Origin of the sequence: Vibrio eleionomae (assembly GCF_009874545.1) — a bacterium.
Lineage (GTDB): Bacteria > Pseudomonadota > Gammaproteobacteria > Enterobacterales > Vibrionaceae > Vibrio > Vibrio nitrifigilis.
Genome location: NZ_WEKT01000006.1, coordinates 94,914 through 121,385, shown reverse-complemented (window position 1 = coordinate 121,385; position 26,472 = coordinate 94,914). Strand labels below are relative to the sequence as shown.

Annotated in this window: 26 protein-coding genes and 9 tRNA genes; 13 read left to right on the top strand and 22 right to left on the bottom strand. The window is 42.4% G+C overall.

Annotated features, from left to right (window positions below; all coding sequences use genetic code 11):
• The 3 genes from tldD (at position 1) to F9817_RS05845 (ending at position 2,919) form a co-directional block, all read left to right on the top strand.
• Positions 1-1,449: a metalloprotease TldD gene (gene tldD / locus F9817_RS05855; protein WP_161154013.1), complete on the top strand. Its 1,449-nt coding sequence runs from the start codon at positions 1-3 to the stop codon at positions 1,447-1,449.
• Positions 1,450-1,608: 159 nt separating this feature from the next.
• Positions 1,609-2,025: a ribonuclease E inhibitor RraB gene (gene rraB / locus F9817_RS05850; protein WP_161154012.1), complete on the top strand. Its 417-nt coding sequence runs from the start codon at positions 1,609-1,611 to the stop codon at positions 2,023-2,025.
• Positions 2,026-2,130: 105 nt separating this feature from the next.
• Entirely contained in the window at positions 2,131-2,919 is a 789-nt protein-coding gene (locus F9817_RS05845; RefSeq protein ID WP_161154011.1) for a glycosyl hydrolase 2 galactose-binding domain-containing protein, read from the top strand.
• Positions 2,920-2,922: 3 nt separating this feature from the next.
• On the opposite strand, the gene F9817_RS05840 is transcribed toward F9817_RS05845, so the two are convergent.
• The 3 genes from F9817_RS05840 to argR form a co-directional block, all read right to left on the bottom strand.
• The gene (locus F9817_RS05840; RefSeq protein ID WP_161154010.1) at positions 2,923-3,309 is read right to left on the bottom strand and encodes a DUF2061 domain-containing protein; all 387 of its coding nucleotides are present in this window, start codon (positions 3,307-3,309) and stop codon (positions 2,923-2,925) included.
• Positions 3,310-3,453: 144 nt separating this feature from the next.
• On the bottom strand, positions 3,454-4,422 hold the full coding sequence (locus F9817_RS05835) for a TAXI family TRAP transporter solute-binding subunit (RefSeq protein ID WP_161154009.1): 969 nt from the start codon (positions 4,420-4,422) through the stop codon (positions 3,454-3,456).
• A 615-nt stretch (positions 4,423-5,037) separates the two neighbouring features.
• Positions 5,038-5,508: a transcriptional regulator ArgR gene (gene argR / locus F9817_RS05830; protein ID WP_161154008.1), complete on the bottom strand. Its 471-nt coding sequence runs from the start codon at positions 5,506-5,508 to the stop codon at positions 5,038-5,040.
• Positions 5,509-5,843: 335 nt separating this feature from the next.
• Between argR and mdh the strand changes: the two genes are divergently transcribed.
• Complete coding sequence (gene mdh / locus F9817_RS05825) at positions 5,844-6,779, top strand: malate dehydrogenase (protein ID WP_161154007.1); 936 nt, start codon at positions 5,844-5,846, stop codon at positions 6,777-6,779.
• A gap of 98 nt (positions 6,780-6,877) precedes the next feature.
• Here mdh and ispB read toward each other — a convergent pair whose 3' ends face one another.
• Positions 6,878-7,849 (bottom strand): octaprenyl diphosphate synthase, encoded by a 972-nt coding sequence (gene ispB, locus F9817_RS05820; protein WP_161154006.1) that lies wholly within the window; start codon positions 7,847-7,849, stop codon positions 6,878-6,880.
• 272 nt (positions 7,850-8,121) lie between these two features.
• On the opposite strand from ispB, the gene rplU reads away from it, so the two are divergent.
• From rplU to folA, 6 genes are all read left to right on the top strand, one after another.
• Positions 8,122-8,433 carry a 50S ribosomal protein L21 gene (gene rplU, locus F9817_RS05815; RefSeq protein ID WP_008072988.1) on the top strand — a complete coding sequence of 104 codons (312 nt, stop codon included), beginning with the start codon at positions 8,122-8,124 and terminating at the stop codon, positions 8,431-8,433.
• Positions 8,434-8,453: 20 nt separating this feature from the next.
• Entirely contained in the window at positions 8,454-8,711 is a 258-nt protein-coding gene (gene rpmA, locus F9817_RS05810) for a 50S ribosomal protein L27 (RefSeq protein WP_161154005.1), read from the top strand.
• Between the two features lie 217 nt (positions 8,712-8,928).
• Positions 8,929-10,104: an Obg family GTPase CgtA gene (cgtA, locus tag F9817_RS05805; protein ID WP_161154004.1), complete on the top strand. Its 1,176-nt coding sequence runs from the start codon at positions 8,929-8,931 to the stop codon at positions 10,102-10,104.
• A gap of 160 nt (positions 10,105-10,264) precedes the next feature.
• A complete protein-coding gene (locus tag F9817_RS05800) occupies positions 10,265-11,026 on the top strand; it encodes a threonine/serine exporter family protein (protein ID WP_161154003.1) in 762 nt (253 codons plus the stop codon).
• A gap of 4 nt (positions 11,027-11,030) precedes the next feature.
• Entirely contained in the window at positions 11,031-11,498 is a 468-nt protein-coding gene (locus F9817_RS05795; protein ID WP_161154002.1) for a threonine/serine exporter family protein, read from the top strand.
• 36 nt (positions 11,499-11,534) lie between these two features.
• Positions 11,535-12,017, top strand: a complete 483-nt coding sequence (gene folA / locus F9817_RS05790; protein ID WP_161154001.1) for a type 3 dihydrofolate reductase — start codon at positions 11,535-11,537, stop codon at positions 12,015-12,017.
• Between the two features lie 46 nt (positions 12,018-12,063).
• On the opposite strand, the gene apaH is transcribed toward folA, so the two are convergent.
• The 6 genes from apaH to lptD all read right to left on the bottom strand — a co-directional run bounded on the left by apaH (position 12,064) and on the right by lptD (position 18,846).
• Entirely contained in the window at positions 12,064-12,879 is an 816-nt protein-coding gene (gene apaH, locus F9817_RS05785; protein WP_161154000.1) for a bis(5'-nucleosyl)-tetraphosphatase (symmetrical) ApaH, read from the bottom strand.
• Positions 12,880-12,889: 10 nt separating this feature from the next.
• Complete coding sequence (gene apaG, locus F9817_RS05780; RefSeq protein WP_161153999.1) at positions 12,890-13,270, bottom strand: Co2+/Mg2+ efflux protein ApaG; 381 nt, start codon at positions 13,268-13,270, stop codon at positions 12,890-12,892.
• Positions 13,271-13,328: 58 nt separating this feature from the next.
• Positions 13,329-14,138, bottom strand: a complete 810-nt coding sequence (gene rsmA, locus F9817_RS05775) for a 16S rRNA (adenine(1518)-N(6)/adenine(1519)-N(6))-dimethyltransferase RsmA (protein ID WP_161153998.1) — start codon at positions 14,136-14,138, stop codon at positions 13,329-13,331.
• A gap of 13 nt (positions 14,139-14,151) precedes the next feature.
• On the bottom strand, positions 14,152-15,150 hold the full coding sequence (pdxA, locus tag F9817_RS05770; protein ID WP_202436353.1) for a 4-hydroxythreonine-4-phosphate dehydrogenase PdxA: 999 nt from the start codon (positions 15,148-15,150) through the stop codon (positions 14,152-14,154).
• Positions 15,134-16,426: a peptidylprolyl isomerase SurA gene (gene surA / locus F9817_RS05765; protein WP_161153996.1), complete on the bottom strand. Its 1,293-nt coding sequence runs from the start codon at positions 16,424-16,426 to the stop codon at positions 15,134-15,136. The genes pdxA and surA overlap by 17 nt, the downstream gene beginning before the upstream one ends.
• 65 nt (positions 16,427-16,491) lie before the next feature.
• Entirely contained in the window at positions 16,492-18,846 is a 2,355-nt protein-coding gene (gene lptD / locus F9817_RS05760; protein ID WP_161153995.1) for an LPS assembly protein LptD, read from the bottom strand.
• A gap of 154 nt (positions 18,847-19,000) precedes the next feature.
• Here lptD and djlA point away from each other — a divergent pair, with 154 nt between their 5' ends.
• Positions 19,001-19,858: a co-chaperone DjlA gene (gene djlA, locus F9817_RS05755; protein ID WP_161153994.1), complete on the top strand. Its 858-nt coding sequence runs from the start codon at positions 19,001-19,003 to the stop codon at positions 19,856-19,858.
• 355 nt (positions 19,859-20,213) lie between these two features.
• On the opposite strand, the gene F9817_RS05750 is transcribed toward djlA, so the two are convergent.
• The 12 genes from F9817_RS05750 to mutY all read right to left on the bottom strand — a co-directional run bounded on the left by F9817_RS05750 (position 20,214) and on the right by mutY (position 24,503).
• Positions 20,214-20,289: transfer RNA gene (locus F9817_RS05750), tRNA-Asn, on the bottom strand.
• Between the two features lie 26 nt (positions 20,290-20,315).
• Positions 20,316-20,391 (bottom strand) — tRNA-Thr (locus F9817_RS05745).
• Positions 20,392-20,429: 38 nt separating this feature from the next.
• Positions 20,430-20,505 (bottom strand) — tRNA-Asn (locus F9817_RS05740).
• Between the two features lie 26 nt (positions 20,506-20,531).
• Positions 20,532-20,607: transfer RNA gene (locus F9817_RS05735), tRNA-Thr, on the bottom strand.
• Positions 20,608-20,698: 91 nt separating this feature from the next.
• Positions 20,699-20,774 (bottom strand) — tRNA-Phe (locus tag F9817_RS05730).
• A 652-nt stretch (positions 20,775-21,426) separates the two neighbouring features.
• Positions 21,427-21,502, bottom strand: a tRNA-Asn gene (locus F9817_RS05725).
• A gap of 7 nt (positions 21,503-21,509) precedes the next feature.
• Positions 21,510-21,585: transfer RNA gene (locus F9817_RS05720), tRNA-Phe, on the bottom strand.
• Positions 21,586-21,591: 6 nt separating this feature from the next.
• Positions 21,592-21,667 (bottom strand) — tRNA-Thr (locus F9817_RS05715).
• Between the two features lie 93 nt (positions 21,668-21,760).
• Positions 21,761-21,836: transfer RNA gene (locus F9817_RS05710), tRNA-Phe, on the bottom strand.
• A 106-nt stretch (positions 21,837-21,942) separates the two neighbouring features.
• Positions 21,943-23,070 (bottom strand): membrane-bound lytic murein transglycosylase MltC, encoded by a 1,128-nt coding sequence (gene mltC / locus F9817_RS05705; protein WP_161153993.1) that lies wholly within the window; start codon positions 23,068-23,070, stop codon positions 21,943-21,945.
• Between the two features lie 89 nt (positions 23,071-23,159).
• Positions 23,160-23,432 carry an oxidative damage protection protein gene (locus tag F9817_RS05700; protein WP_161153992.1) on the bottom strand — a complete coding sequence of 91 codons (273 nt, stop codon included), beginning with the start codon at positions 23,430-23,432 and terminating at the stop codon, positions 23,160-23,162.
• A gap of 12 nt (positions 23,433-23,444) precedes the next feature.
• Entirely contained in the window at positions 23,445-24,503 is a 1,059-nt protein-coding gene (mutY, locus tag F9817_RS05695; protein ID WP_161153991.1) for an A/G-specific adenine glycosylase, read from the bottom strand.
• Positions 24,504-24,733: 230 nt separating this feature from the next.
• On the opposite strand from mutY, the gene trmB reads away from it, so the two are divergent.
• Together trmB and glsB are read left to right on the top strand one after the other, a co-directional pair.
• A complete protein-coding gene (gene trmB / locus F9817_RS05690; RefSeq protein WP_161153990.1) occupies positions 24,734-25,453 on the top strand; it encodes a tRNA (guanosine(46)-N7)-methyltransferase TrmB in 720 nt (239 codons plus the stop codon).
• Positions 25,454-25,528: 75 nt separating this feature from the next.
• Positions 25,529-26,449, top strand: a complete 921-nt coding sequence (glsB, locus tag F9817_RS05685; protein WP_161153989.1) for a glutaminase B — start codon at positions 25,529-25,531, stop codon at positions 26,447-26,449.
• The last annotated feature ends 23 nt before the right edge of the window (positions 26,450-26,472 follow it).

Here is a 26,472-nt window from a genome sequence, read left to right as displayed (position 1 = left end):
ATGAGTATTAACCGCATTGAAGAAGCACTACTTACACCCGCAGGGCTGACAGAGCAAGATATTGCGGATACCTTGTCGAGCATTGCTACTCGTCAAATTGATTACGCTGACATCTATTTTCAGTCCAGTTGGCATGAGTCTTTAGTATTAGAAGATAGCATTATTAAAGACGGTTCTTTTAATATTGATCGCGGTGTGGGTGTGCGTGCCATCACCGGAGAAAAAACGGGTTTTGCCTACTCAGATCAAATTGAGTTAGCGGGATTAAAGCAGAGCGCAAATGCAGCACGAGGTATTGCTCAAAGTGGTCAAAGCGGACAGGTTCATGCATTCAAACGTTTGAATGATAGCCAAGCTTACTACGCTGATGTGAACCCTCTAGATTGTTGGGAAAAACAACAAAAAACAGAGTTATTGAAGCAGCTTGATGCATACATCCGTACTAAAGAACCTCTTGTCCAAGAAGTGTCTGTGAGTTTAAGTGGTGTTCATGAGCAGATGCTTGTTGCGGCGACTGATGGCACTTATGCAGGAGATATTCGTCCACTGGTTCGTTTATCTATTAGTGTTATCGCACAAAAAGGCGATCGCCGTGAGCGTGGTAGTTCAGGTGGTGGTGGTCGTTTTGATTACGATTACTTTTTAAATGAGATTGAAGGACAAAAAATTGCCTTCTCTTATGCAGATGAAGCAATTCGTCAAGCGCTTGTGAATTTGGAAGCCGTTGCAGCGCCAGCGGGAACAATGCCGGTAGTACTTGGCTCTGGTTGGCCTGGCGTTCTACTTCATGAAGCTGTGGGGCATGGTTTAGAAGGGGACTTTAACCGGAAAGGTTCATCGGTATTCTCTGGCAAGATCGGTCAGAAAGTCACATCAGATCTTTGTACTATTGTTGATGACGGTACATTGAAAGATTTGCGTGGTTCATTAAATGTTGATGATGAAGGTGTTGCTGGTCAATACAATGTATTGATTGAAAAAGGCGAACTGAAAGGGTACATGCAAGATAAGTTAAATGCGCGTCTTATGGGTGTGAACCCTACGGGCAATGGTCGCCGAGAATCTTATGCACATCTTCCAATGCCGCGTATGACCAACACATATATGTTACCAGGTGAACATACTCCGGAAGAGATCATTTCTACTGTCAAGAAGGGGGTTTACGCACCGAACTTTGGCGGCGGTCAGGTGGATATTACTTCTGGTAAATTCGTCTTCTCTGCATCTGAAGCCTATCTTATTGAAAACGGTAAGATTACTACTCCAATTAAAGGTGCCACTCTTATCGGTTCTGGCATTGAAGCGATGCAACAAGTGTCTATGGTGGGTAATGACCTTGGTATCGACCGTGGTGTTGGTGTTTGTGGTAAAGCAGGACAAAGCGTACCTGTAGGTGTTGGTCAGCCAACGTTGAAACTTGATGCTTTGACGGTTGGTGGTACTGAATAATCTAACGTGTTGTAGTACAAGCTGCGTTATCAACGCAGCTTTTTTATTTATAGAAATGAAAGATCGGCTAATGCTCGTTTTGTAGTGGTAATTCAACGCGATCCATGCCATATTTCGACCCACAAAAATTGATCCTATTTTTACTGTCTGGAGCACACTATGTCTCATGAAGATGATTATCTATCTGTGGAAGAATTGATCGAGATTCAAAAGGAAGAGACTCGCGATATTATAGAGGCCTTACTTGAAGATGGCAGTGATCCAGAAGCGCTCTATGAAATTGAACACCACTTGTTTGCTGAACAGTTTGAAACGCTAGAAAAAGCAGCTGTTGATGCTTTTAAAATGGGTTTTGAAGTATTAGAAGCAGAAGAAACTGAAGATGAAGATGGCAATAAATTGCTATGTTTTGACGCGACAATGCAATCAGTATTAAACCCTGAAGCCATTGATGAACAAGTGGAAAAGCTAGTTAACCTCGCTGAAAAGTATGACATCATCTATGACGGATGGGGTACCTTCTATGAAGGTGAAGATGCGCTTTATGACGAAGAAGATGACGACGACGAAGAATAGACTCCGCCTCACTCTTTTCTAAAAGTACCAGCCTTTGTGCTGGTATTTTTATATCTGCTTGGGTATAAAGAAACAAATTCATTACAATAAAATTACTATTTGTTTATGCAGCTTTCGTTAGCCGGTCTGTGGCAACTTTCTCCTCTTACTGATCTCTCTATTCCTCAAGACGATATTACCTTCCCTGCACCGTTGAGTAAGGTACTACCGGATTCCATTACTGAACAAGAGATTGCGGCTCAAGAGTGGCATCTTATGCATGATGTAGAAATGGATGAAGAGATGATGCGTGCTCAAGCCATTGATTTGGTGCTTGAGGGAATTGATTTCCATGCAGAGGTGCGAGTCAATGGTATTGCTGTTTTTGACTGTGATGGTACACAGGCGATCTACCGTAAAGATGTTAAACCGTATCTGGATAAAGGGGGAAATCGGATTGAAATTCTCTTTTTAGAGGAAGAAGAATCCCTTCTTTTTGAGGAAGATATTACGGATTTCGCTCGTTCAGAGCCTATTAAGCATTATGATACTCGTATCGGAATATGGCGCGCTCCCTATCTGCAATTTATCACTAATACTCGTCTTGATAATGTCACAACGGAGCAAGTTTGGCACTACAGTGGCGGCTGTGAATTACTTGTTCATGTTTACTTTACGAATTTACATCCTGAGCTAGTTTCCGCCTCCGTGAAATTTGATGGTATGACTTATCAAGTCCCTTTGGATGTGCGTTCTCATGAGGCCTGTGTACTTTTTCAAGTAGAAGCTCCAAAAGCATTTAATCCTCAGGATCCTCAACAAGAGGATATGTATCAAGTGGAAGTCGATCTTGATGGGCAGTCGGACTCTCAGTGGATTGGTTTGCACCACTCCTTATCGCAAGCGCTCTTCTGAGCTTCACATACCATGTATTGGGCAACGCCATTGAGTTTGGCGTTGCCATAGTTTCTCGTGTAGATAAAAAATAACGGTATTAATGCTCGGTTCTATCGTTGCCATTATTCCCCCCACTAACCAACTTCCTGATAGTAAGTAAGAGACAGAAAAAGCGACGCTGAAGTGGACAACGGCAAAACTGATTGTTTTTATAGACGTTTGGTTGTGCCATTTCTTAAGCGATGGGAATTTTTGCCAAGCCTGGTCATGCAGATAAAATGCACCGGTATTAATTAAAGGCTCTAGCATTGCAATTAAGCTGCCTAGGATAATATCGCCAGTAAGAATATAGGCAACGGTAAACGCAACCGTAAAGTGGATAGTGGCGAAACTCAATGTCTTTTTCATGGTGATACCTCAAGCTCAATCTACCTTAGGTATATTATTAAGAATGATTATCACTAACGCGAGCTGTTCCTAACGATTAGTGAAATAGGTATCACCGATGAATTGCGATAATGAAGCTCTGAATCCTCATCTTGAGAGTTGCAATTATTTGATAAGGCCTATTTCTTTATAATATTTTAGCGCTCCGGGATGCAGTGGAACTGATAAGCCATTTTTTACCATGTCTTCTTTTTTCAAATTAGCAAAAGCAGGGTGTAGGTGTTTAAACGTGTCAAAGTTTTCAAATACCGCTTTAGCGATGTTATAAGCAACGTCATCGGGGAGATCACTGCTTGCGACTAGTGTCGCTGCTACACCAAAACTTTTTATGTCTTGATCGGTGCCACGGTACATTCCTGCTGGTACATCAGTGTATGTGTAGTAGGGATGTGAACTTACTATTTCGTCTATTTGTGAACCCGTTGCTGGGATCAGTTTAGCATCGCACGATGTAGTGGCTTCTTTAATGGAGCCATTAGGATGACCAACCATATAGATAAACGCATCAATCTTATTGTCACACAGAGCTTGGGAGCGCTCAGAACCTTTAAGTTCAGACACATATTTGAAGCTGTGATTAGTCCAGCCAAATTCTTTCATTACGACTTGCATTGTTGCTTGATCGCCAGAACCGACATTACCAATATCAATACGTTTACCAGCAAGATCTTTGATATTTTTAATATGCGAATCAGCCCGAGCGATAATATTGAAAGGTTCTGTATGAAGGGAAAAGATCGCGCGCAGTTTTTTGTACGGACCTTGCTGTTTAAATTCNCTGCTTCCATGGTAGGCATGGTATTGCCAATCGGATTGAACAATACCTAAATCTAAATCCCCAGAACGAATGCTATTCACGTTGTAAACTGAACCGTTAGTCGACTCAACAGAGCAGCGAATTTGGTGTGTTTTACGCTCTTGGTTCACCAGTTTACAAATAGCTCCGCCAGCTGGGTAATAGACGCCAGTGACAGATCCTGTACCGATGGTAATAAACTCTCGTGCGCTAGCGGGAGTAATAGTTGTAATGGCTGAGGCTAGTACAGCAAGATGAAGTAACTTACGAAATGCCATGAATTCCTTTCCTTCATTAATGTTCTGTAAAGAACGAGAGCGCTATCTATTAGCAAAGAACAATGCTAATGGAATTTACGTACCGTCCCTGAATACGCTTTAAAAAGTGGCGGAATAATAACAAAAAAACAGTGAAAAAATGATCAAAATATCGATCGTTAAATAGTTATACCCAAGTAACCTCAAGATGCTGTTTCAGCGAGAATGTATTCGCTCTTAGGCAAGGCACTGATTTGAAGACATAGTCATTCTACGTTGAGAATCAGTCACACAGCCTAGGAGCGAATACAACTCGCCCTTTGAGAGCTCATCAACAAACCTATTTCTGCGCTCAATCACGTTGAAAGGGAATACCATTCCTGCAGTGATTGAGCTTGACCTAGGCTCGTTGATGAAGCTCTGAATCCTGCATCTTGAGGTCATTTGGGTATATTGGATTGTTTTGCGAGGAATAACTCGATCATCCTAAAATGGATGACCGAGGAAGATCATGTAATCAAGCAGTGGCTTAATCATCACTATGAGGCAATATACTCAAGTCTCCTCTGTTATACCGTTCAGAGTTTCAGCAACGAATCCTGAACCCGCATTTTGAGGTTACTTAGTTATCGGTAATTAGCCTGCATATTCAAACAGTTCACAGACAGAAGCAAAGAGTTGCTCTGTAGGAACTGCTGCTGTAGGGGTAATAAAAATAGTATCGTCACCAGCAACAACGCCAAGGATACCTTCAGATTTACCTAGGGAATCAAGCAAGCGAGCAATTAGCTGTGCTGCACCTGGACCTGTGTGAATAACAACAAGTGCAGGGTTGTGATCAATATCTAATACGAGTTCTCGTAGCGAGCTCGATACCGTTGGGACGCCGAGTTCTGCCGGTAGGCAGTAAACCATTTCCATCTTGGCGTTACGCGTACGTACTGCGCCAAATTTCGTCAGCATCCGTGAGACTTTGGACTGGTTAATGTTCTCGAATCCTTCGCTTTTCAGTGCATCAACGATATCACCCTGTGACCCAAATCTTTCTTCTTTGAGTAGAGCTTTAAAAGCACGAACGAGGTTATCTTGTTTGTCTGTATTGCGCATTTTTCTCTTTATTAGGATTCTATGATGGATTTGCTGCATATTTTCGCATAGATATGCAGGTTTCGCCAAATTATCCCATAAAAATGTCATAAAGGTCACTTAAAGACACAAAAACTACTATATTTATTAGAGGTCCTCTTGAGGTTTCGAGAGAAATTTTCATAATAGCGCCCCCGATTATCGTGTGATGGCTAGTTATGTGTTGAGCGATCTCTCAAAAAGCAAAAGTTAAATTTATGTAATCAAAATGTGATTACTATACTTGCGATGAGTGAACTCACCATACCCTACCAAACACATATATAAGAGACCTGAAGTCTCTAGGAGAACTTAGAATGAAAGTCGCTGTTATTGGTGCCGCTGGTGGCATCGGTCAAGCCCTTGCATTGTTGCTCAAGAATCGTCTACCAGCAGGAACCGATCTTGCTCTTTACGATATTGCTCCGGTGACTCCCGGTGTGGCTGCAGATTTGAGCCACATTCCAACCCCTGTATCAATCAAAGGTTATGCAGGTGAAGATCCTACTCCTGCTCTAGAGGGCGCGGACGTTGTATTGATTTCCGCTGGTGTTGCTCGTAAACCAGGGATGGATCGTGCTGATCTTTTTAATGTTAATGCTGGTATCGTTAAGTCGATAGCAGAGAAAGTCGCTGCGACCTGCCCAACAGCTTGTGTGGGTGTGATTACTAACCCGGTTAACACAACGGTTCCTATTTTTGCCGAAGAGATGAAAAAAGCAGGTGTGTACGATAAACGTAAACTGTTTGGTGTGACGACTCTTGATGTGATTCGTGCCGAAACGTTTGTTGCTGAATTGAAAGGTAAAGACCCTAGCAACATTCGCGTTCCTGTGATTGGTGGTCACTCAGGAGTTACTATTTTGCCATTACTTTCCCAAGTAGAAGGGGTAAGTTTTAGTGAAGAAGAAGCAAAATCGCTCACTTATCGAATTCAAAATGCGGGTACAGAAGTTGTTGAAGCGAAAGCGGGTGGTGGTTCTGCGACACTGTCGATGGGTCAAGCTGCATGTCGCTTTGGATTAGCACTTGTCAAAGCTCTACAAGGTAGTGAAGAGGTTATTGAATACGCTTATGTCGATGGTGGTAGTGAACACGCACCGTTCTTCGCTCAGCCCGTTAAACTTGGCCAAAATGGCGTAGAGGAAGTGCTTCCATACGGCAAACTGAGTGCTTATGAGCAAAAAGAGTTGGCGGATATGCTGCCGACATTGAATAAAGATATTCAAACTGGCGTAGATTTTGCCAAATAATTCTGACTTTTTCAGAGTATTCTGAGTACACAGAAAAACGAAAGCCGACGTTGAGTCGGCTTTTTTATTCCGTAGAACCTAGAAATCAATACTCGGTTCTATTTCGTGCGATTCACAGACATGTGAGCAAGGGTAATCAATGCTTCTTTATATTCGCTGTCGGGAATTGCGCTGAGTTCAGCAATTGCTTTATCTGCTTCTTCTTTTGCTTTATTCGTGGTGTAGTCTAATGATCCTGCTTGATCCATTGCAGATAATATTTCCTCAAGACGATCCATGCCGTTGGCTTTTTCGATCGCTTCACGGATCATTGCCGCTTGTTCAGGTGTTCCATTACGCATTGCATGAAGCAGTGGCAGTGTCGGTTTTCCCTCTGCGAGATCATCTCCAACGTTCTTACCCATCTCTTTTCCGTCTGATGTGTAATCCATCACATCATCGATAAGTTGAAAGGCGGTACCCAAATAGCGGCCGTAGTTCTGCATAGCCAACTCTATTTCTTTAGGCGCTTCTACAAGTAAAGCACCAATTTGAGTTGCCGCTTCAAACAGGCGAGCTGTTTTTGAATAGATAACCTGCATGTAGCTTTCTTCGGTAGTGTCAGGATCGTTACAGTTCATCAGTTGTTGAACTTCACCTTCCGCAATCACGTTTACCGCGTCGCTCATGACAGTCAAAATTGGCATGGAACCAAGTTGAGTCATCATTTGGAATGAACGAGTGTAAATATAATCGCCAACTAGCACGCTAGCTGCGTTACCAAATGCTGCGTTCGCTGTTTCTTTGCCGCGGCGCATATCTGATTCATCGACCACATCATCGTGCAATAATGTCGCCGTATGAATAAATTCAATAAAGGCGGCTGCGAGTGTATGTTTTGTCCCTTGATAGTCTAAAGCGCGTGCAGAAAGAACGGCAAGTAGAGGACGTAGACGTTTACCTCCGCTACTGACGATATAAAAACCAAGTTGGTTAATCAGTGATACATCTGAGTTTAATTGCGCTTGAATTGTTTCATTCACTTTTGCCATATCATTGGCAGTAAGCGCTTGGATAGCTTTAAAATCCATCGTAAATCCGGCTGAAGTTAGAGCCTTTATGGCGTTTAGTTCTTCGATAATTGTTGAATAATACACTAAAAAACGTTGATAAATACATGGTTGAAGGGCATGATCTCGCCACTTTTCTTTGGCGATTAGGTTTTCGCCAATTTTTTTAAATTATGGCTTGTCTTAAGGGCGTCCTTCGAGTAGAATCTGCGCCCTATTGATGATTAGTTTAGCGCACACCCAAAATGCACATTATGTAAGCATACGGCTGTGCGGAAAAAGCGGAGTAAAATATGTACGCTGTTTTCCAATCTGGTGGTAAACAACACCGTGTAAGCGAAGGTCAAACTCTTCGTTTAGAAAAATTAGACGTTGAAACTGGCGCAACTGTAGAGTTCGATAAAGTTCTTCTTGTTGCTAACGGTGAAGATGTTAAAGTTGGTGCTCCTCTAGTAGAGGGCGGTAAAGTTGTAGCAGAAGTTGTACAACACGGTCGTGGCGATAAAGTTAAAATCGTTAAGTTCCGTCGTCGTAAGCACTCTCGCAAACAGCAAGGTCACCGTCAGTGGTTCACGGAAGTGAAAATCACTGGTATCAACGCTTAAGTTATTAGGAGAGTCTAACAATGGCACACAAAAAAGCTGGTGGTTCTACTCGTAACGGCCGCGATTCTGAAAGTAAACGCCTTGGTGTTAAACGTTTCGGTGGTGAATCTGTTCTAGCAGGTAACATCATTGTTCGTCAACGTGGTACTAAGTTCCACGCTGGTAATAACGTTGGTATCGGTAAAGACCACACTCTTTTCGCTCTATCTGAAGGTAAAGTGAAATTTGAAGTTAAAGGTCCTAAAAACCGTAAATTCGTTAGCATCGAAGCTGAATAATTTTAGTTTCTAATGAATCCAAAAGCCCTGCCGTTAGGTGGGGTTTTTTATTTATTTGCGGCTTATAAAATTAGAGCCCATACCAAGGTACTCATCTGAGAGTAGCTTGTTATTTGTTCCATAGTAGTAAGCGATATGTCCTGAGTCGTCGGCTTCTGCTAAAATTAATAGCATTCTCAGTAGATGATATTGCAACGCAAATGATGCGGAGTAAAAAATGAAATTCGTTGATGAAGCGGTAGTGAAGGTTCAAGCTGGTGATGGCGGCAACGGTGTTGTTAGCTTCTGGCGTGAAAAATTCGTTGCCAAAGGTGGCCCTGATGGTGGCGACGGCGGTGATGGCGGCGATATTTATATCGAAGGCGATGAAAACCTTAACACCCTTATCGATTATCGTTTTCAGCGCTTCTATGACGCAGAGCGCGGTGAAAATGGTCGTGGCGGTAACTGTACTGGTAAACGCGGCAAAGACAAAGTTTTACGTGTACCGGTTGGTACGCGCGCGGTTGATATCCACACTAATGAGATTGTGGGTGAAGTCGCAGAGCATGGTAAACGTGTGATGGTTGCTAAAGGTGGCTGGCACGGTTTAGGTAACACTCGTTTTAAATCGTCAGTTAACCGTGCACCTCGTCAGAAAACCATGGGGACTAAAGGGGAAGTTCGTGAACTTCGTTTAGAACTATTGCTGTTAGCTGATGTGGGTATGCTTGGTTTACCTAACGCAGGTAAATCTACTTTTATCCGTTCGGTTTCAGCGGCAAAACCAAAAGTCGCTGATTATCCATTTACCACTTTGATCCCTAGTTTGGGAGTGGTAAGTGTAGTGCCAGAGCGTAGCTTTGTGGTCGCTGATATCCCTGGTTTGATCGAAGGGGCGGCAGATGGTGCAGGTCTTGGTATTCGTTTCTTGAAACACCTTGAGCGCTGTCGTGTACTGCTACATATGATCGACATTATGCCTGTGGATCAAAGTGATCCTGTGCAAAATGCATTAACGATCATTGATGAGCTTGAACAATATAGTGATAAGCTGGCAACTAAACCACGTTGGTTAGTGTTCAATAAAGTAGATCTTCTACCTGAAGAAGAAGCGGATGAGATCATTCAAAACATCATCGATGCTTTAGGTTGGGAAGAAGATTACTACAAGATCTCTGCAATCAATCGTCAAGGCACGAAAGAGCTGTGTATGAAGTTAGCGAACTTCATGGATGAACTTCCTCGTGAAGTTGAACAAGAAGTGACTGCTGAAGAGTCTGTTGACTTTATGTGGGATGACTACCATAAAGATGCAATGGCTGGTGATAATGTTATCACTGAAGATGATTGGGATGATGAAGATTGGGATGACGAAGAAGATGATGGTCACGTCATCTATGTTCGTGAATAATCTTTACTCGTCTAATTAAGTCGAAGCCGCTGTCAGTTAATGACAGCGGCTTTTTTATATTTTGCGATCTCAATTGTTAGATTAAACCATCGTTGCTGTTTACCGATTGATATATCATCGGCTTTAATATGAATGAGATGATTAAATAGGAAAGGATTCAATGGCCTCTAGACAAAGAGCAGTTTCTCGGCTGATTGCTCATGCCGGAAAGATGCTACTTGCCCATGGAGCAGAGAGTACTCTGGTCGGTGATATTATGCGACGGATGGGATTTGCCTGTGGAATAAGTGAAGTTGAAGTCTCGCTCTCTGCTAGCTCACTCGTCGTAACCACTGTGTATAAAGGGCACTGTATTACGACCGCAAGGCGCTGCACTGATAAAGGCCTAAACATGCGTGTTGTGACTCAAGTACAGCGTATTTGTATCATGATGGAACGAGGTTTACTTGATCACACAATGGCGCAACATAAACTCGATACGGTGAGTCCTCAGCGCTATAACCGCTGGCTGGTCGTTATTATGATTGGATTGTCTTGTGCCTCATTCAGTCGTTTAGCGGGAGGTGATTGGTCTGTATTTGGTATGACTTTTCTAGCTTCAGCGATAGGAATGATGGCGAGACAAGAGATGGCCGCACGTCACTTTAATCCTTTACTCACGTTTTCTGCGACTGCATTTGTAACTTCTTTAGTCTCAACTCAAGCGATTAATTACCATATTGGTAATACACCAACCCTAGTTATGGCTTCCTCTGTATTGATGTTGGTTCCTGGTTTCCCATTAATAAACGCGGTCGCAGATATGTTAAAAGGCTATGTGAATATGGGCATTGCGCGGTTCACGTTTGCCAGTCTACTGACGTTATCGATTTGTCTTGGCATTATCGCAGCAATGCGAGTGACGGGTGTATGGGGATGGTAATTATATGATTGAACTGATGTTAGGCCTGTTAAATGATATGTTTTTTGCATCAATTCCTGCGGTCGGTTTTGCATTGGTATTTAATGTCCCAGTTCATGCGTTACGATTTTGTGCCATATTGGGGGCTGTTGGCCACGGCTCGCGCTATTTAATGATGCACTTTGGCATTCCCATTGAATGGGCGACATTTTTTGCTGCTTCGATAGTGAGCTTTATTGGTGTGTATTGGTCTAAGAAGTTTTTAGCCCATCCTAAGGTCTTTACTGTAGCGGGGATCATTCCAATGGTACCGGGCGTTTTCGCTTATAAAGCAATGATTGCTATGGTACAGATTAACCATGATGGGTTTTCATTGTTGCTTCTCCAAACGTTGATGGAAAACTTCTTAAAAGCGATGTTTATTATCGCAGGGTTAGCTGTTGGTCTTGCTGTGCCTGGGCTGTTATTCTATCGCCGTAAACCCATTGTCTAGTCAGCAGGCTAGATTGAATCAAGAGATAATATCCCGATGTTAATTAGTATGATTGCCGCAATGGCCAATGACAGAGTTATAGGTAAAGACAACCAAATGCCATGGCACTTGCCTGCCGATTTTGCTTGGTTCAAACGTTGTACTCTGGGAAAACCTGTCGTGATGGGGCGTAAAACGTATGAGTCGATTGGTCGACCACTTCCTGGACGCCAAAATATTGTTATTAGCCGCGACTCGAACTTGTCTATTGATGGAGTGAGTATCGTTAGCTCAATCGATGAGGCTTTAACATTAGCAGCGGATGCCGATGAAGTCATGATCATCGGTGGTGGGAGTATCTATCAGGCTTGCCTTGCGAAAGCTGATAAACTTTATGTAACAGAAATTCATGCAGATATCGATGGTGATACCCACTTTCCTGATTGGGGAGGTAATTGGCGCGAAACTCATAGAGAGTCTTATCAAGCAGACGAAAAAAATAAGTATGATATGTCGTTTGTGATTCTTGAGCGTCAATAACAGGTAGTGCTAAGAGACTAAAGCCAGTGTAATACTGGCTTTATGTTTAAGATACGTTCTCAAGGGCTTTTTGAGTAAACAGCTTTTTATCTTCCCATCGCAACATGGTGAGTTTTCCTCCCCAAACACATCCTGTATCTAATCCATAAAGGTCGGTGCCAGTGTAGCCTTCTAACGCAGCCCAGTGACCAAAGATAATTGTTTTAGGGAAAGAGACTCGGTTCGGTACTTTAAACCAAGGCATCAATTCTTGGTTATGTACTTCTTTAGGCGGTAGTTTACATTGCATGTCTAAACGAGCGTCTGTGTAGCAAAAACGCATGCGAGTAAAAGCATTGATAATGTATCGGTAGCGATCAATCCCCTGTAATTCATCGGACCATTGATCAGGCAAATTGCAATACATCTCTTTTAAAAGCCACTGCCAGTCGCCGTGATGTAGTATTTCTTCCACTTCTTGTGCCGCACTGCGAGCTGTTACTAAATCCCATTGTGGTGAAATTCCAGCGTGACACATGACAAAATCTTGATGTTCCAGCATCAGAGGTTGATGACGAACCCAGTCGAGTAGTTCATCTCGATCTGGCGCATCTAAAATAGGCTGGGTTTTGTCCTTAGGTTTCGCTTTATGAATTCCTAGTGATACGGCGAGTAAATGAAGGTCGTGGTTACCTAAGATAACCTTAGCAGATGACCCCAGAGAGCGAACGAAGCGCAGCGTCTCTAATGATTTTGGACCTCTAGCGACTAAATCGCCAGCGAGCCAAAGTTCGTCTTTTTTTGCTTTGAAGTTTGCTTGTTTGAGTAAGAGCTTTAGCTCGTCTAAACAACCCTGAATGTCACCAACGATATAGGTCGACATAATCACTCCATTAATTTAATACATTTGGAACGGCTAAGCGGAAGGGATCTATTTCCGCGAGAAACTCTTTCCCATCTGAATTATGCATGATGTAGTGACCTTGCATGACTCCTACTGGCGTTTCTATAGCGGTACCACTGCTATAGGAGTATTCGTCGTTACCTGGAATAAAAGGTTGTTCCCCAACAACACCATCGCCTTCTACGTTCATCTGTTTGCCATTAGCATCAGTGATTAGCCAGCGACGTCCAATTAATTGAACGGTGTCAGTGCTGAGGTTTTTAACCGTGATGAGATAAGCAAACACATAGCGATTTTGCTCAGGGGTTGATTGTTCAGGGATATATTTGGTGTGAACTTGGATTTTGATACAAGGCTTAGAAAAATCCATATCAACTCCTTGAAATAGTGAGAAAAGAAAATAGGACGACTTTCGTCGTCCTATCTCATTATGCACTTTGGTTGGCATCTAGCCAATTTGCCATTGCAACAAATTGTTCCAGAGTGAGGTTTTCTGGACGCATAGCAGGGTTAACTCCCAAGGCTTCAAGTCGTTCTACGTCGATTAAACCCTTATAGCAGTTACGAACGGTTTTACGGCGTTGGTTAAAACCATCACGAACCACTCTGTCGAGCCATTTTAGACTCGTAGTTGGATGAGGTAGAGTCTCGTATGGCACTAAGCGTACAACTGCTGAATCCACTTTTGGTGGTGGAACAAAGGCAGTGGGTGGTACTTCTAAAACAGGAACGACTTTACAGTAGTATTGAGCCATCACGGTTAAACGACCATACGCTTTACTACCTGGTCCAGCAGCAAGACGTTTTACCACTTCTTTTTGTAGCATAAAGTGCATATCTTGGATGTCTTTATGAAACTCAAATAGGTGGAACATTAACGGCGTAGAAATGTTGTACGGTAAGTTACCAAAAATACGCAGCTTGTTGTCTGGCTTCACCAACTGGGTGAAGTCAAAGCGCATCGCATCACCTTCATGGATGGTCAGTTTCTCACCTAATTCGGGATGATTGCGTAGACGTTCTGCTAGATCTCTATCCAGTTCGATGACCGTTAGTCTATCGATTTCTTTGCCGACAGGTTCAGTCAATGCGCCTAAACCAGGACCAATTTCAACAAGATTTTGCCCAGGTCTTGGATTGATAGCAGAAACGATCCCATCGATGATATATGGATCGTTTAGAAAGTTTTGGCCAAAGCGTTTACGCGCTTTGTGTCCCATATGGACGTCATTTCTCATAATGTTCTCGAAATTAATTCGCTTTCTTATCAACTAGCTCGATAGCTTGTCTTAATGCTGTTTTGAAGCTTCCCATATCAGCAAGACCCGTACCTGCTAAATCAAGCGCAGTTCCGTGGTCAACGGACGTCCGTATAAATGGTAAACCTAGAGTAATGTTTACAGATTGTCCAAAACCTTTGTATTTTAGTACCGGTAGCACTTGGTCGTGATACATGCCTAAAACAGCATCGGCGTTTTGTAAGTATTTGTCATTAAAAATGGTATCTGCTGGTAAAGCCCCAATCAGTTGATAACCTTTTTCTTGACGCAATTTTTCTAATGTTGGGTTAATGGTGTCGATCTCTTCATGACCCAGAACACCATCTTCTCCTGCATGAGGGTTCAACCCACATACGTAGATATTAGGTCGTGCTATAGCAAACTTATTGACTAAATCTGCGTGGAGAATATCAATGATTTTCTCTAAGCGTTCGCTTGTCACCGCTTTAGACACGTAGGCCAAAGGAATGTGAGTGGTAACTAACGCAGTTCTTAATCCTTCAGTTGCTAACATCATGACGACGAGTGGAGTATTGGAGAGTTCAGCAAAGAACTCTGTATGACCACTAAAGGCCACTCCGGCACGATTTATTACCCCTTTATGCACAGGGCCGGTGACAATAGCATCAAATTCACCATTCATACAGCCTAAAGCGGCTCTTTCTAAGGTTTTTAATACATAACGGCCATTAGCTTCATTAAGTTGGCCAGCTATTGTCGGCTCTTGCTGTGCAATATGATCAACCACTAAGGTTCCAGCTTGCTGCGCACTTGCAGGGCTGTTTGGATTGTAATCGAGTAAATTAACGTGAATACCGAGCTGTTTGGCTCGGTCTTCAAGTAATGATTTATCTGCGCAAATAATTAATTGATGTGGCCAGTCATGTTTGGATAATTCCAAAACCAAATCAGGGCCAATACCAGCAGGCTCCCCCGCTGTTACCACCAACTTTCTAACTGTCACTGTCATCACCTTTTTGAATTTCAATATAAGCGCTTGCTCTTAGTTCTTGTAACCAAGCAGTCGCTTCTTCATTGAATTTACGGTTAAACAAAATGCGATAAGCTTTGTTTTTCATTGCTGCGCCTGTTTTATCTACTTTGCGTCGATCTAACACTTGCACAATATGCCAGCCATGCACGGTTTTAAATGGTTGGCTGATTTGTCCTACCGGTAATGTTTCCACTTGGTGCTTAAACTCAGGAACATACATATCAGGTGTTTGGTAACCCAATTCGCCTTTTTGAGATGCAGAGCCAGGATCTTGGCTGTATTGCTGCGCTAACTCACCGAACGTCGCTTCGCCATTTTTAATACGGCGAATGAAACTATTCAGCTCTTTTTTCGCGCCTTCATCGCTGAGAATTACACTCGGTTTTATTAAGATATGACGGGCATTAACTTCTGTTACAGCAACAGATTTTAGCCCTTTAACTGCTGTGATTTTCAGGATATGAACGCCTGCGCCACTAGTAAATGGGCCAATAATATCACCTTGGTGCTGGTCACTAATATGATCAGCAAAGATGGTGGGCATTTCCTCTTTACGCATCCATCCCCAGTCGCCACCATTGAGGGCTTTAGGACCTTTTGAGTAGCTCATGGCTAATTGGCTAAAGTCTGCACCTGAATTAAGTCTTTTCACTAAATCCTGTGCTTTCTTTTCCATTTCATCTTTATTGTCATCGTTATAACGCAGTTGGATGTGACTGATTTTATATTGAACCGTCGCATTTGTTTGCTGCGCTAACAGTTTAGCCATGTTATCGACTTCAGCAGGAATGATATTAATACGACGGCGAACTAATGCATTGCGAGCTTCACTAATTTCCATTTCCTTGCGGATTTGGTTGCGAAACTCTTCGTAAGTTAAGCCTTCGTTTTTAACGGATTGTTTAAGTTGCTCTATCGATTGTTTATTACGTTGAGCAATATCTTTAATCGCTGCAGTTAGTCGAGCATCATCGATTTTGACACCAATACGTTTCGCTTCTTGTTCTTGTAATTTATCAAGAATAAGTTTATCGATGACTTGATCATGAAGAACAGCAGCCGATGGTAAAGATTTACCACTCTGTTTAACGTTCGCTTTTACCGTTTTTATTGCGTTATCGACATCACTTTGCAGGATCACGCCATCATTGACGATAACGGCAACCTTATCAAGTTCTACCGGTTTAGCCAGTACGTTAGTGCATGTCAGCAGGGTCACTAAACAAATTAAAGCGTGTTTCCACAATTTCATTTTAGATCCTATTGAAATTGAAGGGCTGAATTTTCAGCCCTTAAGTTTAACTATTTGAAAATAGTCTAGTTATTTAAGAAAAATGGTCGTCCGTAGCCTAATGAGCTACTGCTTGATATCAGGTCAGTACCCATATTGGTACCTAATCCAATGATGCCAAAGCTTAAGCCAAAGTTATTTTCGTAGACTGGGTCTGCATCTGGGTAGTTATATAAGCTGCTTTCCCAGTGGTCTAGCTCTCGACTATAGGTAAAGCCCATATACCAACAATCAGAGGTATAACGTAGACCAGCAATCCACTCTAAAGGTTCATCCGTTGTTAAATCATAGAAATATTGCCCGGTCGCGTACCATTTTGGGGATAACTGATAAGCGCCTAACAATCCAACCTGCGATAGACCATCTGTCGTGTAATACTTGTAGTTGTCTTGGGTGATAAAGCTCGCTTGCTCTTGGATGTAATCTAAGCTCACATAGCGATAGTTTGCTTGAACGTAGCCTTTATCGAAGCGATATTCCAACGTGCTGTTTGCTGTTTGTACGTCATTTTTATCAGTATCAAACTGAAGGCCGCCATGATAGAACAAGTAATCATCGTAGTTAAAGTCACTTTCTAATGCCCAAGCTGAGAAGTCAGAGCTGCTCTCTTCATCATCAACGTCTTGAGGTGTTGAGGCTGAATGGAAGTAGAAAATCTGACCAAAAGATAAGTTAAAGCGCTCTTTATACTGGTCATCAAAGAAACGGGTGGTCGCACCGTAACTCACTTGGTTTGCTGACGCTATGTAATCGATACTGCTGTATGGATTAGAACGGAATAACCCGTAATAGTCAGTTTGCAATAGAGTTGTATCGTAGTAAGAGTAAATTTCTTTTTGGTCACGCTTCGGAATATAGAGATACTGAACTTGAGGTTCTAGCGTCTGAGTGTATTCCCCTAAGAACTTATCATTACTTTCTAAGGTAATACCCGCGTGACTTCGAAACTCAGGAACAAAGCGTGAGGTGCTTTCTTTAAGATCGTAACCGTCTGCTTTGATATCCGTGAGATCAACACCAGTGAGATCTTGTTGATAATACGTCCCTAACATGCGAGCTTCAGTTGTCCAATTACCCCAGGTATTTGCCAGTGGAATCGTCAATCCTGGTTCAACGTGAACACGAGTCGCTGATGGCTTGTTATCTGAATCATTTTCAAAACGCGCAATATGGCTTTTTACATCGAAGTCTAGATAACGCATCAATTCTGGTGCGTAGTAGTTATAAGACAGCTCTGGCAGCAATTTGTATGGAAGATCACTGTCACTTTCGGTTAATAACTGGAAGTTACGTACTAGCAGTGAAGCATCCCAGTTATCTGAACGGTATTTTGCTTCACCTTCTTGCATTAGCTGGCCATCTTCACGATTACCAACACTAGAACTCAAATCTGTAAAGTAATCAATATCACTGACTTTTGAGTAGTCGATCGTGAATTTCCAGTTTTTATCGTAAATACCACTATGTTCATACTGGAAGCCCCAGCGAGCGCCGTCACCATCATAGTCTTTATCATCAGGGAGATATTCTGAGGTGATTTCCCCAGAGCCTAGTTCAGATAAGTAACGGAATTTACTATTTAATTGTACGCCTCGTTTTTGCATATAGTGCAAAGAGGTTTCTAAATCGTAATTTGGAGCTAAGTTCCAGTAAAATGGCACCTCCATTTCCATACCGTCTTTCGAACCATAGGAAACGCTAGGGTATAGAAAACCTGTTTTACGTTTATCGCCAATAGGCACGGTTAAAAGAGGTAAATACATCACTGGGACGTTTTGAATTTCAAAGCGTGGGTTATAAAAAGTTGCCTCTTCTTCATCCTGGTCGACATCGATGCTTGAAGCAACGAAACGCCACGAGCTATCACCTTCAGGACATGAGGTAATAGAGCCATCTTCAATTTGATAAACTTTTTTACCTGTACGAGCGACATAAACGGCATGTCCACGTCCAGGTTGACAGAGAAATTTATAATCTGTGTTCTCTAATGTCATCTCATCAGAGTTAAGGTTGTTTGTTGCTTTATCTGAACGGGTCTTGACTTGTCCATCATTAAATTGCACATCACCTTCAGCAACGACAACATTTTCTTTTTGATGGAGCGTAACGCTTTGCGCTTTGATACGCTTTTTACCCTGAGTGACAACAACATTGCCAGAATAAGTGGCTTTATTACCATTAATTGCTTCTAGCTTATCGGCCTCGACATTGATAGGCTGTTCCTTCGAGTTTTCCTGCTCAGGTTCATTGATGATGCATTGATCAATGGCAGCCGGTTTTAGCGAGCTATTAACTTGAGTGTCTTCAGCAGCTTGAGTTAGAGGCGCGAATAGAGCCGCGCTAATAGAAGCGGCTAAAAACGTGCGGGAAAAACGTAACATTGAATTGTACTATCCTGTTGAGCTTAAATGATTCCTAAAAAATCGGGAGCGAATGCGAAAATTTAATAAAACGATTCATATCATAAAGGAATTTAGCGCTTCCGACACTATCAGACTGCTTTACAACTTAAAAATTCACAGATGAGAGCACATAATGCAGATTTTTGGCAAAATTCTTGGCGCCTTTTTCGGGTTTCTGTTTGGCGGACCGATCGGATTATTATTTGGATTATTTCTTGGCCATCAATTTGATAAAGCTAGACGCTTAAGTCAAGCTGGTTTTTCCTCCGGGGCATTCAATGGCCCGAGTCAGGCCGAACGTCAACAAGAGTTTTTTAATGCGGCATTTGCCGTGATGGGACATGTAGCGAAAGCAAAAGGGAAGGTGACTCGGCAAGAGATTGAGTTAGCGACTCAAGTCATGGATCGTATGGGGTTATCTGGCGAACAACGTCGTATTGCTCAGGATGCATTTCGCCAAGGTAAAGAAGCTGATTTTCCTTTAGACCAAGTATTGGAAAAAATTCGGATTTTAACTTCTGGCAGGTTTGATCTACTCCAAATCTTTATTGAACTTCAAGTTTCATCAGCGTTTGCTGATGGTGAGTTAGATCCAAGTGAACGAGAACTACTTTTTAAAATTGCAGCAGGACTGGGTTTTTCTGCTCAGCAACTCGAACAGCGTTTACGTATGCAAGAAGCCGCGTTTCGTTTTCAACGAGGTGGCGGCTTTGGTGGTCAACAGCAATATTCAGGTCAGCAGCAATCAGGAAGTTGGCAGCAGGAGTCTGCGGCGAGTCAGCTCGAAGATGCTTATGAGATTTTAGGTGTATCGGCCGATGCGGATGCTAAAGCGATAAAACGTGCTTATCGCAAACTGATGAATGAGCACCATCCTGATAAGCTGATTGCAAAAGGGCTACCTCCAGAGATGATGAATGTTGCTAAAGAGAAATCACAGCAGATACAGCATGCTTATGATGTGATTAAAAAAGTGAAAGGTATTCATTGATACCTTTTACAACAAATGAAACCGGCCTTGAGCCGGTTTTTTTATATTGATATCCAAGTAACCTCTTCAGCCTAGAATATATTCGCTCTTAGGATGAAGACATTGTGATTCTACGTTGAAAGGGAATGACCATTCCTGCCGTGATTGAGCTGGTCCTAGGCTCGTTGATGAGGCTCTGAATTCTGCATGTTGAGGTTATTGGGGGATAGGATTAGAGCTTTTTATTTCTTGCATTCGTAATATGAGATGGCTTTAAACGTGGTAAAGAGGAGGAGGGGGTCTTTATGAATATTCGAGAACGATTAACCTAGGCTAAAACGAAAAAACCACAGCGATTGCTGTGGTTTTCGAAAAGTGGCTCCCCCTGCAAGACTTGAACTTGCGACATACGGATTAACAGTCCGCCGTTCTACCGACTGAACTAAGGGGGAACAGATTGTGTTTCTCGTGAGAGAAATGGTGCCGACTACCGGAATCGAACTGGTGACCTACTGATTACAAGTCAGTTGCTCTACCTACTGAGCTAAGTCGGCACTGAGGTTAAACAGTCAATTAACTATTTAACGAAAAGTGGCTCCCCCTGCAAGACTTGAACTTGCGACATACGGATTAACAGTCCGCCGTTCTACCGACTGAACTAAGGGGGAACAGATTGTGTTTCTCGTAAGAGAAATGGTGCCGACTACCGGAGTCGAACTGGTGACCTACTGATTACAAGTCAGTTGCTCTACCTACTGAGCTAAGTCGGCACACTTTATTTATGTTGTGATGAATAACATCAACCAACTAAATCATGTTATCTGTCGTTGCGTTAACTACGAAACACCAGATTATAAATCGTGGTGCCCGGAGGCGGAATCGAACCACCGACACGAGGATTTTCAATCCTCTGCTCTACCGACTGAGCTATCCGGGCGACGAGGTGTATTAAACGGTTTTTCCGATTTGTCGTCAACACTAAATTGCAAAAAAAAGTTTGTTTGTTGTTTTTATATACTCAATGACTTGTTTTTAGTCATTTATATACAAAAAAAGGGTGAAAAAAACCTTTCAAATTGCAATGGAAAGGGAAGCGATACAGATGGCTGATCGTTTTTAATCGAGTGTTTTAATATGGCAGTGGCTAATGAATTTGCTATACCCTATCCATATTACCCGCCTAAAAAGCAAATCCGTGCTTTACCTAAGAGCGAAACCATTCTCGCTGAAACAGCATCTTGAGGTTACTTGGGGATAAAATCTTATAAAAAGGTCACAGATTTCATATTGTCGCAGTGGCCTTATATTTTTATCACAGTGATAGCAGGCTTAGATCGGCTTTATGTCTCAATTTAGAGTCTGAAAATAGGTGAGGTATATAGGGCAGATAAGCTTGTGGTGCTCACGATACTAAATGGTGCAATTTTCTTAAGCTAACTTAAAGAAGGGGGAACTTGTTGATGAACAAGGAACAAGTCTGAGTTCTCTTCCTGAAAAATAGAACGGTAGCAATTGCGCTTTTGGGATAATGCGGAAGAGTGTAACGTAGAAACGAAAAAACCACAGCGAATGCTGTGGTTTTCGAAAAGTGGCTCCCCCTGCAAGACTTGAACTTGCGACATACGGATTAACAGTCCGCCGTTCTACCGACTGAACTAAGGGGGAACAATAATGGTGCCTCGAGGCGGAATCGAACCACCGACACGAGGATTTTCAATCCTCTGCTCTACCGACTGAGCTATCGAGGCAATAAATGGTGCCGACTATCGGAATCGAACTGATGACCTACTGATTACAAGTCAGTTGCTCTACCTACTGAGCTAAGTCGGCACACTTTATCTATTGCGGTTGATGTATGACATCAACAAACCAAATTGTGTTATCTGTCGTTGCGTTAAGTACGAAACACCAGATTATAAATCGTGGTGCCCGGAGGCGGAATCGAACCACCGACACGAGGATTTTCAATCCTCTGCTCTACCGACTGAGCTATCCGGGCAACGGGGCGCTATTAAACGGATTTTCGGTCTTCACGTCAACTTGTTTTTGCAAAAAAAATAAAAAAAAGCGTTAACTGTCGGTATTTTGGACGATTTGCTGCTTTTTTATTTATTATTGAACTCTTTTTGGTAACGAGTGACCTTTTCAAGATAGCGACGTGATTCTGCGTTAGGGTGCTTTTTAGTCAGTGCCCAGTAAACTTGATTAGGCTGGAGACGATTAATATCACTGACTGCTCGACTTTTATTACGGCTAAAAGTATTTAGTACACCGCCTGCGCCACCGTTGTATGCAGAAATCATACTATATTCAAGTGATAGAGGATTATTCACTTCTCTTAAGTAACGATTTTTAAGCAGATAAAAATAGGCCGTCCCTGTGTCAATATTGTTTTCTGGATTAAATAAATATTTTGGTGAAGGTTGGCCTGAACGGTTTTTGACTAAGCGGAATACATCACGTCCCGCCGTTTTGGGCACCACTTGCATAAGCCCATAAGCATTAGCCCAGCTCACCGCGTATGGGTTAAAACTGCTTTCTGTCTTAATTATGGCGTAAATTAGGTCTTCATCGATCCCATAGCGTTTAGCTGCTCTTCTTACGATGTTTGCATACTTATAACTACGTATTTCAATTTGATCAGCTACCATGGGGATTTCCACATAGTAAGACTTTTTAAAATCGACCTCTTTCACTTTGAGTTGATGTGTAATCAAGTAATCGGCAAAGCGTTTTGCACGCCACGACCATTGGATGGGCTGATGATCTTGATCGACAACCTGTTTATACAAGAACGGTTGTCCTTGAAGTTGTACGTTTTTGGAAGAGAATAAATCGACTTGAGAAGGGTTATCTGGGGTTAGAAGAGTGGTAATAATTGCCTGACGCAAATGTTGCTTTGGTTCTGTCGTCGCAACAGTTTCAACCAAGATTGTCCCTTTATCAAAGTTGACTTCTGTCCGGCTCAGGTAGTTATCTATGTACTTTACGTAGTTACGTTTCCCTGCGATTTTGATTTCTTTACGGCCCCATTTCTGCTCGATTTTGCCGGAAAAACTATTGATTAAGGCATCTAGTGCTGCAGTATCTTTTCTATATTGTCCTGGAAGTTGGGCAAGATTTTTGGCAAAGCGGTTGGTTGGCTCGTAATCTACATCATAGAGTTTGGCTATCATCTCTCGACTACAACCGGTTAAGAGAAACAGAACTAAACAATATAGGTAAGGCTTCATCGCTTCCTCGTCAGGCCATTAGTACGGTGCTTTAATAATTGAGTATCCAAAATAAAAGGGTGAAAGAATCCGTCTTTCACCCTGCGCTATTATTCACTTGGTGGGGTATAACCTTCAATGTGGACGTCTTGTCCTTCAAATAGAAACTTAACCATTTCTTCTTCTAGTAATTTACGATGTTCTGGATCCATCATATTTAATTTTTTTTCATTGATCAGCATGGTTTGTTTGTGTTGCCATTCTGCCCAAGCTTCTTTAGATATTGAATCAAAGATGCGTTTACCCAATTCACCTGGATAAAGTTGGAAGTCGAGACCTTCCGCTTCTTTTTGTAGGCGAGCACAAAATACAGTGCGGCTCATAGAGATATCCTCTTAATTATGCATCAATTCAAATGGCAGGCTGTCGAGCAATTGCTTTACAGGGGCTGCCAAACCGATTTGTTCGGGTTGAGTTAAGTTATACCAAAGACCTTTAGTTCCTTCCATTATCATGTCAGGTTTTGCTGACAATTCGAATAAAACTGGCGTGATATCGAGATGATAATGGCTAAAAGTATGGCGAAAAGTGATCAATGTTTCTTGTCTAAGGATCGTGGAGTCTTTGATCCCTCGAGTATCAATCATAGTTTGTAGATTATTGTGGGTACTTTCAGGAAAACAGTAGAGCCCACCCCAAATACCAGTTTGTGGGCGTTGCTCTAACCAAATTTCATTGTCGTGATGGAACATAGCAAACCAAGCTTGTTTCACGGGTTTTTCTTTTTTCGGCTTTTTACCAGGATAATTGAGCGGTGTGCCTTGTTTATAAGCCTGACAACTTTTTTGGACTGGGCAGAGCAAGCATTTAGGATTGCTCCGAGTACAAACCATTGCTCCCATATCCATCATTGCTTGGTTGTATTTATCGACATGTTCTTTTGGGGTATTAAGCTCAGCAAATTCCCACAATTGGTTTTCGACTTTTTTCTGCCCCGGCCAACCTGAAACGGCATAATGGCGTGCTAACGTGCGTTTCACATTGCCATCTAAAATAGCATGAGGCAATTGATAGACAGAAGAAAGGACCGCTGCTGCAGTTGATCGTCCAATACCTGGTAGGGCATTCATTTCCTCAATATCTTGAGGAAATTCGCCCCCATGTTTTTCAACTACCATTTGAGCGGCTTTATGCAGGTTACGCGCTCGAGCGTAATAACCCAATCCAGTCCAAAGATGCAGTACTTCATCTTGAGGTGCTTGAGCTAAGGCTTGCACGGTAGGGAAGCGTTCCATAAAACGCTCGAAATAAGGAATCACGGTAGCAACCTGAGTCTGTTGCAACATGATTTCCGATAACCAAACGCTGTAAGCAGTTTTATTTTGTTGCCATGGTAAGCTCTTACGTCCGTAAGCGTCATACCAATTGAGGATCGACTTTGCAAAAGGAGTCACGACATGCTCTTTTATTATGATAATGATATAAAATTTAATCACAGTGTAATGGATAGCCAAATACTATGAAAAGACACCAGCTGTGATTTCAGTGGTTCTATCATGGCGAATAATGGTCGAATAACAACACACAATTCATGTGGGATTAGCATTTTTTCGTTTAATACTTGCACCGAAGGCAATTCTTTGGATAATTCCCGCTCTGTTTAATCAATGCGCAGGCAAAACCAATGAGTGAAGTAACCACTAACGAGTTCACTGACGACGGTAAAATTGTACGAAAAATTCGTAGTTTCGTTCGTCGTGAAGGTCGACTAACAAAAGGTCAGGAAGCCGCTTTAAATGAGTGCTGGCCAACAATGGGAATTGATTACCAAAAACAATTGCTAGATTGGAAGGCAGTATATGGTAATGATAATCCAGTGGTTCTGGAAATTGGTTTTGGTATGGGAGCGTCTTTGGTTGAAATGGCCAAAAATGCACCTGAGAAAAACTTCTTAGGTATTGAAGTACATAGCCCTGGCGTTGGTGCGTGTTTAGCGTCTGCTCGTGAAGCAGGAGTCACTAACTTACGCGTGATGTGTCACGATGCGGTTGAAGTGTTCGAGCATATGATTCCTGATAGTAGCCTGACTACATTGCAACTGTTTTTCCCAGACCCTTGGCATAAAAAACGTCACCATAAGCGCCGTATTGTTCAGCTAGAGTTCGCCGAAATGGTTCGTCAAAAACTGCAAGTGGAATCCGGTATTTTCCACATGGCAACAGACTGGGAAAACTACGCAGAACACATGATTGAAGTGATGAATCAAGCTCCAGGATACAAAAATATCGCTGTAGAAGGCGATTATGTTCCTCGTCCTGATGATCGTCCATTAACCAAATTTGAAGCGCGTGGCCATCGTTTAGGCCATGGTGTTTGGGATATTAAATACAAACGCATTAGCTAATTGAGTCTCGTTACTCGCTAGTTTCTTAATGCCAACATTTACCATGTTGGCATTTTTTTCCCTTGGAGAAAAAGAATGAAACCGACACAAAAGATTTTAACCACTATTTTGGACGAAGTACGTCCTTTGATCGGACAGGGAAAAGTAGCGAACTATATTCCGGCGCTGGCTGAAGTATCAAATCAAAAGCTTGGTATTGCTGTCTTTACCAATGAAGGTGAGGTGATTAAAGCGGGCGATGCTGAAGAAGGCTTCTCTATTCAATCGATATCTAAAGCGTTGAGTCTCACCCTTGCTATGCGCTTGTATGAGCCTGAAGAAATGTGGTGTCGAGTAGGGAAAGAACCATCAGGACAAGCGTTTAACTCTCTAATTCAGTTAGAAATGGAGCAGGGGATCCCGCGTAATCCATTTATTAATGCTGGAGCCATTGTTGTTGCTGATATGCTGCAAAGTCGTTTATCTGCTCCGAGACAACGTTTACTCGAGTTTGTTCGTCAACTATGTAGTAACGAGCACGTAATATACGACAAAGTGGTTGCTAATTCAGAGATGCAGCATAGCGATCGTAATGCGGCAATTGCTTATCTAATGCGTTCATTTGGTAATTTCGAAAACGACGTATTACCGGTATTGAACAACTATTTTCATGCTTGTTCTATTACGATGAGTTGTGTTGAGTTGGCAAAGACGTTCAGCTATTTAGCGAACAAAGGTCGATCGGTGATTAGTGGTGAACAAATCATTACGCCAACACAAAGTAAGCAGGTGAATGCATTACTTGCCACTTGCGGTTTGTATGATGGCGCTGGAGAGTTTGCCTATAGGGTCGGGATGCCGGGTAAATCCGGTGTTGGCGGTGGGATTATCGCTATTGTTCCTGGGGAAATGACGATTGCAGTCTGGTCGCCAGAATTGGATAAATCAGGTAATTCATTAGCGGGTACGAAGGCGCTAGAGCTATTAGCAAAACGGATTGGGCGCTCCATTTTCTAACGAAATGAACAACGCCACATACT

Coding starts and splice junctions, on each gene's coding strand:
- mltC (WP_161153993.1), bottom strand. CDS start 23,070: ATGAAGCCTTACCTATATTGTTTAGTTCTGTTTCTCTTAACCGGTTGT.
- apaH (WP_161154000.1), bottom strand. CDS start 12,879: ATGTCGACCTATATCGTTGGTGACATTCAGGGTTGTTTAGACGAGCTA.
- trmB (WP_161153990.1), top strand. CDS start 24,734: ATGAGTGAAGTAACCACTAACGAGTTCACTGACGACGGTAAAATTGTA.
- rpmA (WP_161154005.1), top strand. CDS start 8,454: ATGGCACACAAAAAAGCTGGTGGTTCTACTCGTAACGGCCGCGATTCT.
- rplU (WP_008072988.1), top strand. CDS start 8,122: ATGTACGCTGTTTTCCAATCTGGTGGTAAACAACACCGTGTAAGCGAA.
- F9817_RS05795 (WP_161154002.1), top strand. CDS start 11,031: ATGATTGAACTGATGTTAGGCCTGTTAAATGATATGTTTTTTGCATCA.
- mdh (WP_161154007.1), top strand. CDS start 5,844: ATGAAAGTCGCTGTTATTGGTGCCGCTGGTGGCATCGGTCAAGCCCTT.
- F9817_RS05700 (WP_161153992.1), bottom strand. CDS start 23,432: ATGAGCCGCACTGTATTTTGTGCTCGCCTACAAAAAGAAGCGGAAGGT.
- rraB (WP_161154012.1), top strand. CDS start 1,609: ATGTCTCATGAAGATGATTATCTATCTGTGGAAGAATTGATCGAGATT.
- surA (WP_161153996.1), bottom strand. CDS start 16,426: ATGAAATTGTGGAAACACGCTTTAATTTGTTTAGTGACCCTGCTGACA.
- lptD (WP_161153995.1), bottom strand. CDS start 18,846: ATGTTACGTTTTTCCCGCACGTTTTTAGCCGCTTCTATTAGCGCGGCT.
- rsmA (WP_161153998.1), bottom strand. CDS start 14,138: ATGAGAAATGACGTCCATATGGGACACAAAGCGCGTAAACGCTTTGGC.
- F9817_RS05840 (WP_161154010.1), bottom strand. CDS start 3,309: ATGAAAAAGACATTGAGTTTCGCCACTATCCACTTTACGGTTGCGTTT.
- ispB (WP_161154006.1), bottom strand. CDS start 7,849: ATGGATTTTAAAGCTATCCAAGCGCTTACTGCCAATGATATGGCAAAA.
- folA (WP_161154001.1), top strand. CDS start 11,535: ATGTTAATTAGTATGATTGCCGCAATGGCCAATGACAGAGTTATAGGT.
- pdxA (WP_202436353.1), bottom strand. CDS start 15,150: ATGACAGTGACAGTTAGAAAGTTGGTGGTAACAGCGGGGGAGCCTGCT.
- djlA (WP_161153994.1), top strand. CDS start 19,001: ATGCAGATTTTTGGCAAAATTCTTGGCGCCTTTTTCGGGTTTCTGTTT.
- glsB (WP_161153989.1), top strand. CDS start 25,529: ATGAAACCGACACAAAAGATTTTAACCACTATTTTGGACGAAGTACGT.
- tldD (WP_161154013.1), top strand. CDS start 1: ATGAGTATTAACCGCATTGAAGAAGCACTACTTACACCCGCAGGGCTG.
- apaG (WP_161153999.1), bottom strand. CDS start 13,270: ATGGATTTTTCTAAGCCTTGTATCAAAATCCAAGTTCACACCAAATAT.
- argR (WP_161154008.1), bottom strand. CDS start 5,508: ATGCGCAATACAGACAAACAAGATAACCTCGTTCGTGCTTTTAAAGCT.
- F9817_RS05800 (WP_161154003.1), top strand. CDS start 10,265: ATGGCCTCTAGACAAAGAGCAGTTTCTCGGCTGATTGCTCATGCCGGA.
- F9817_RS05845 (WP_161154011.1), top strand. CDS start 2,131: ATGCAGCTTTCGTTAGCCGGTCTGTGGCAACTTTCTCCTCTTACTGAT.
- cgtA (WP_161154004.1), top strand. CDS start 8,929: ATGAAATTCGTTGATGAAGCGGTAGTGAAGGTTCAAGCTGGTGATGGC.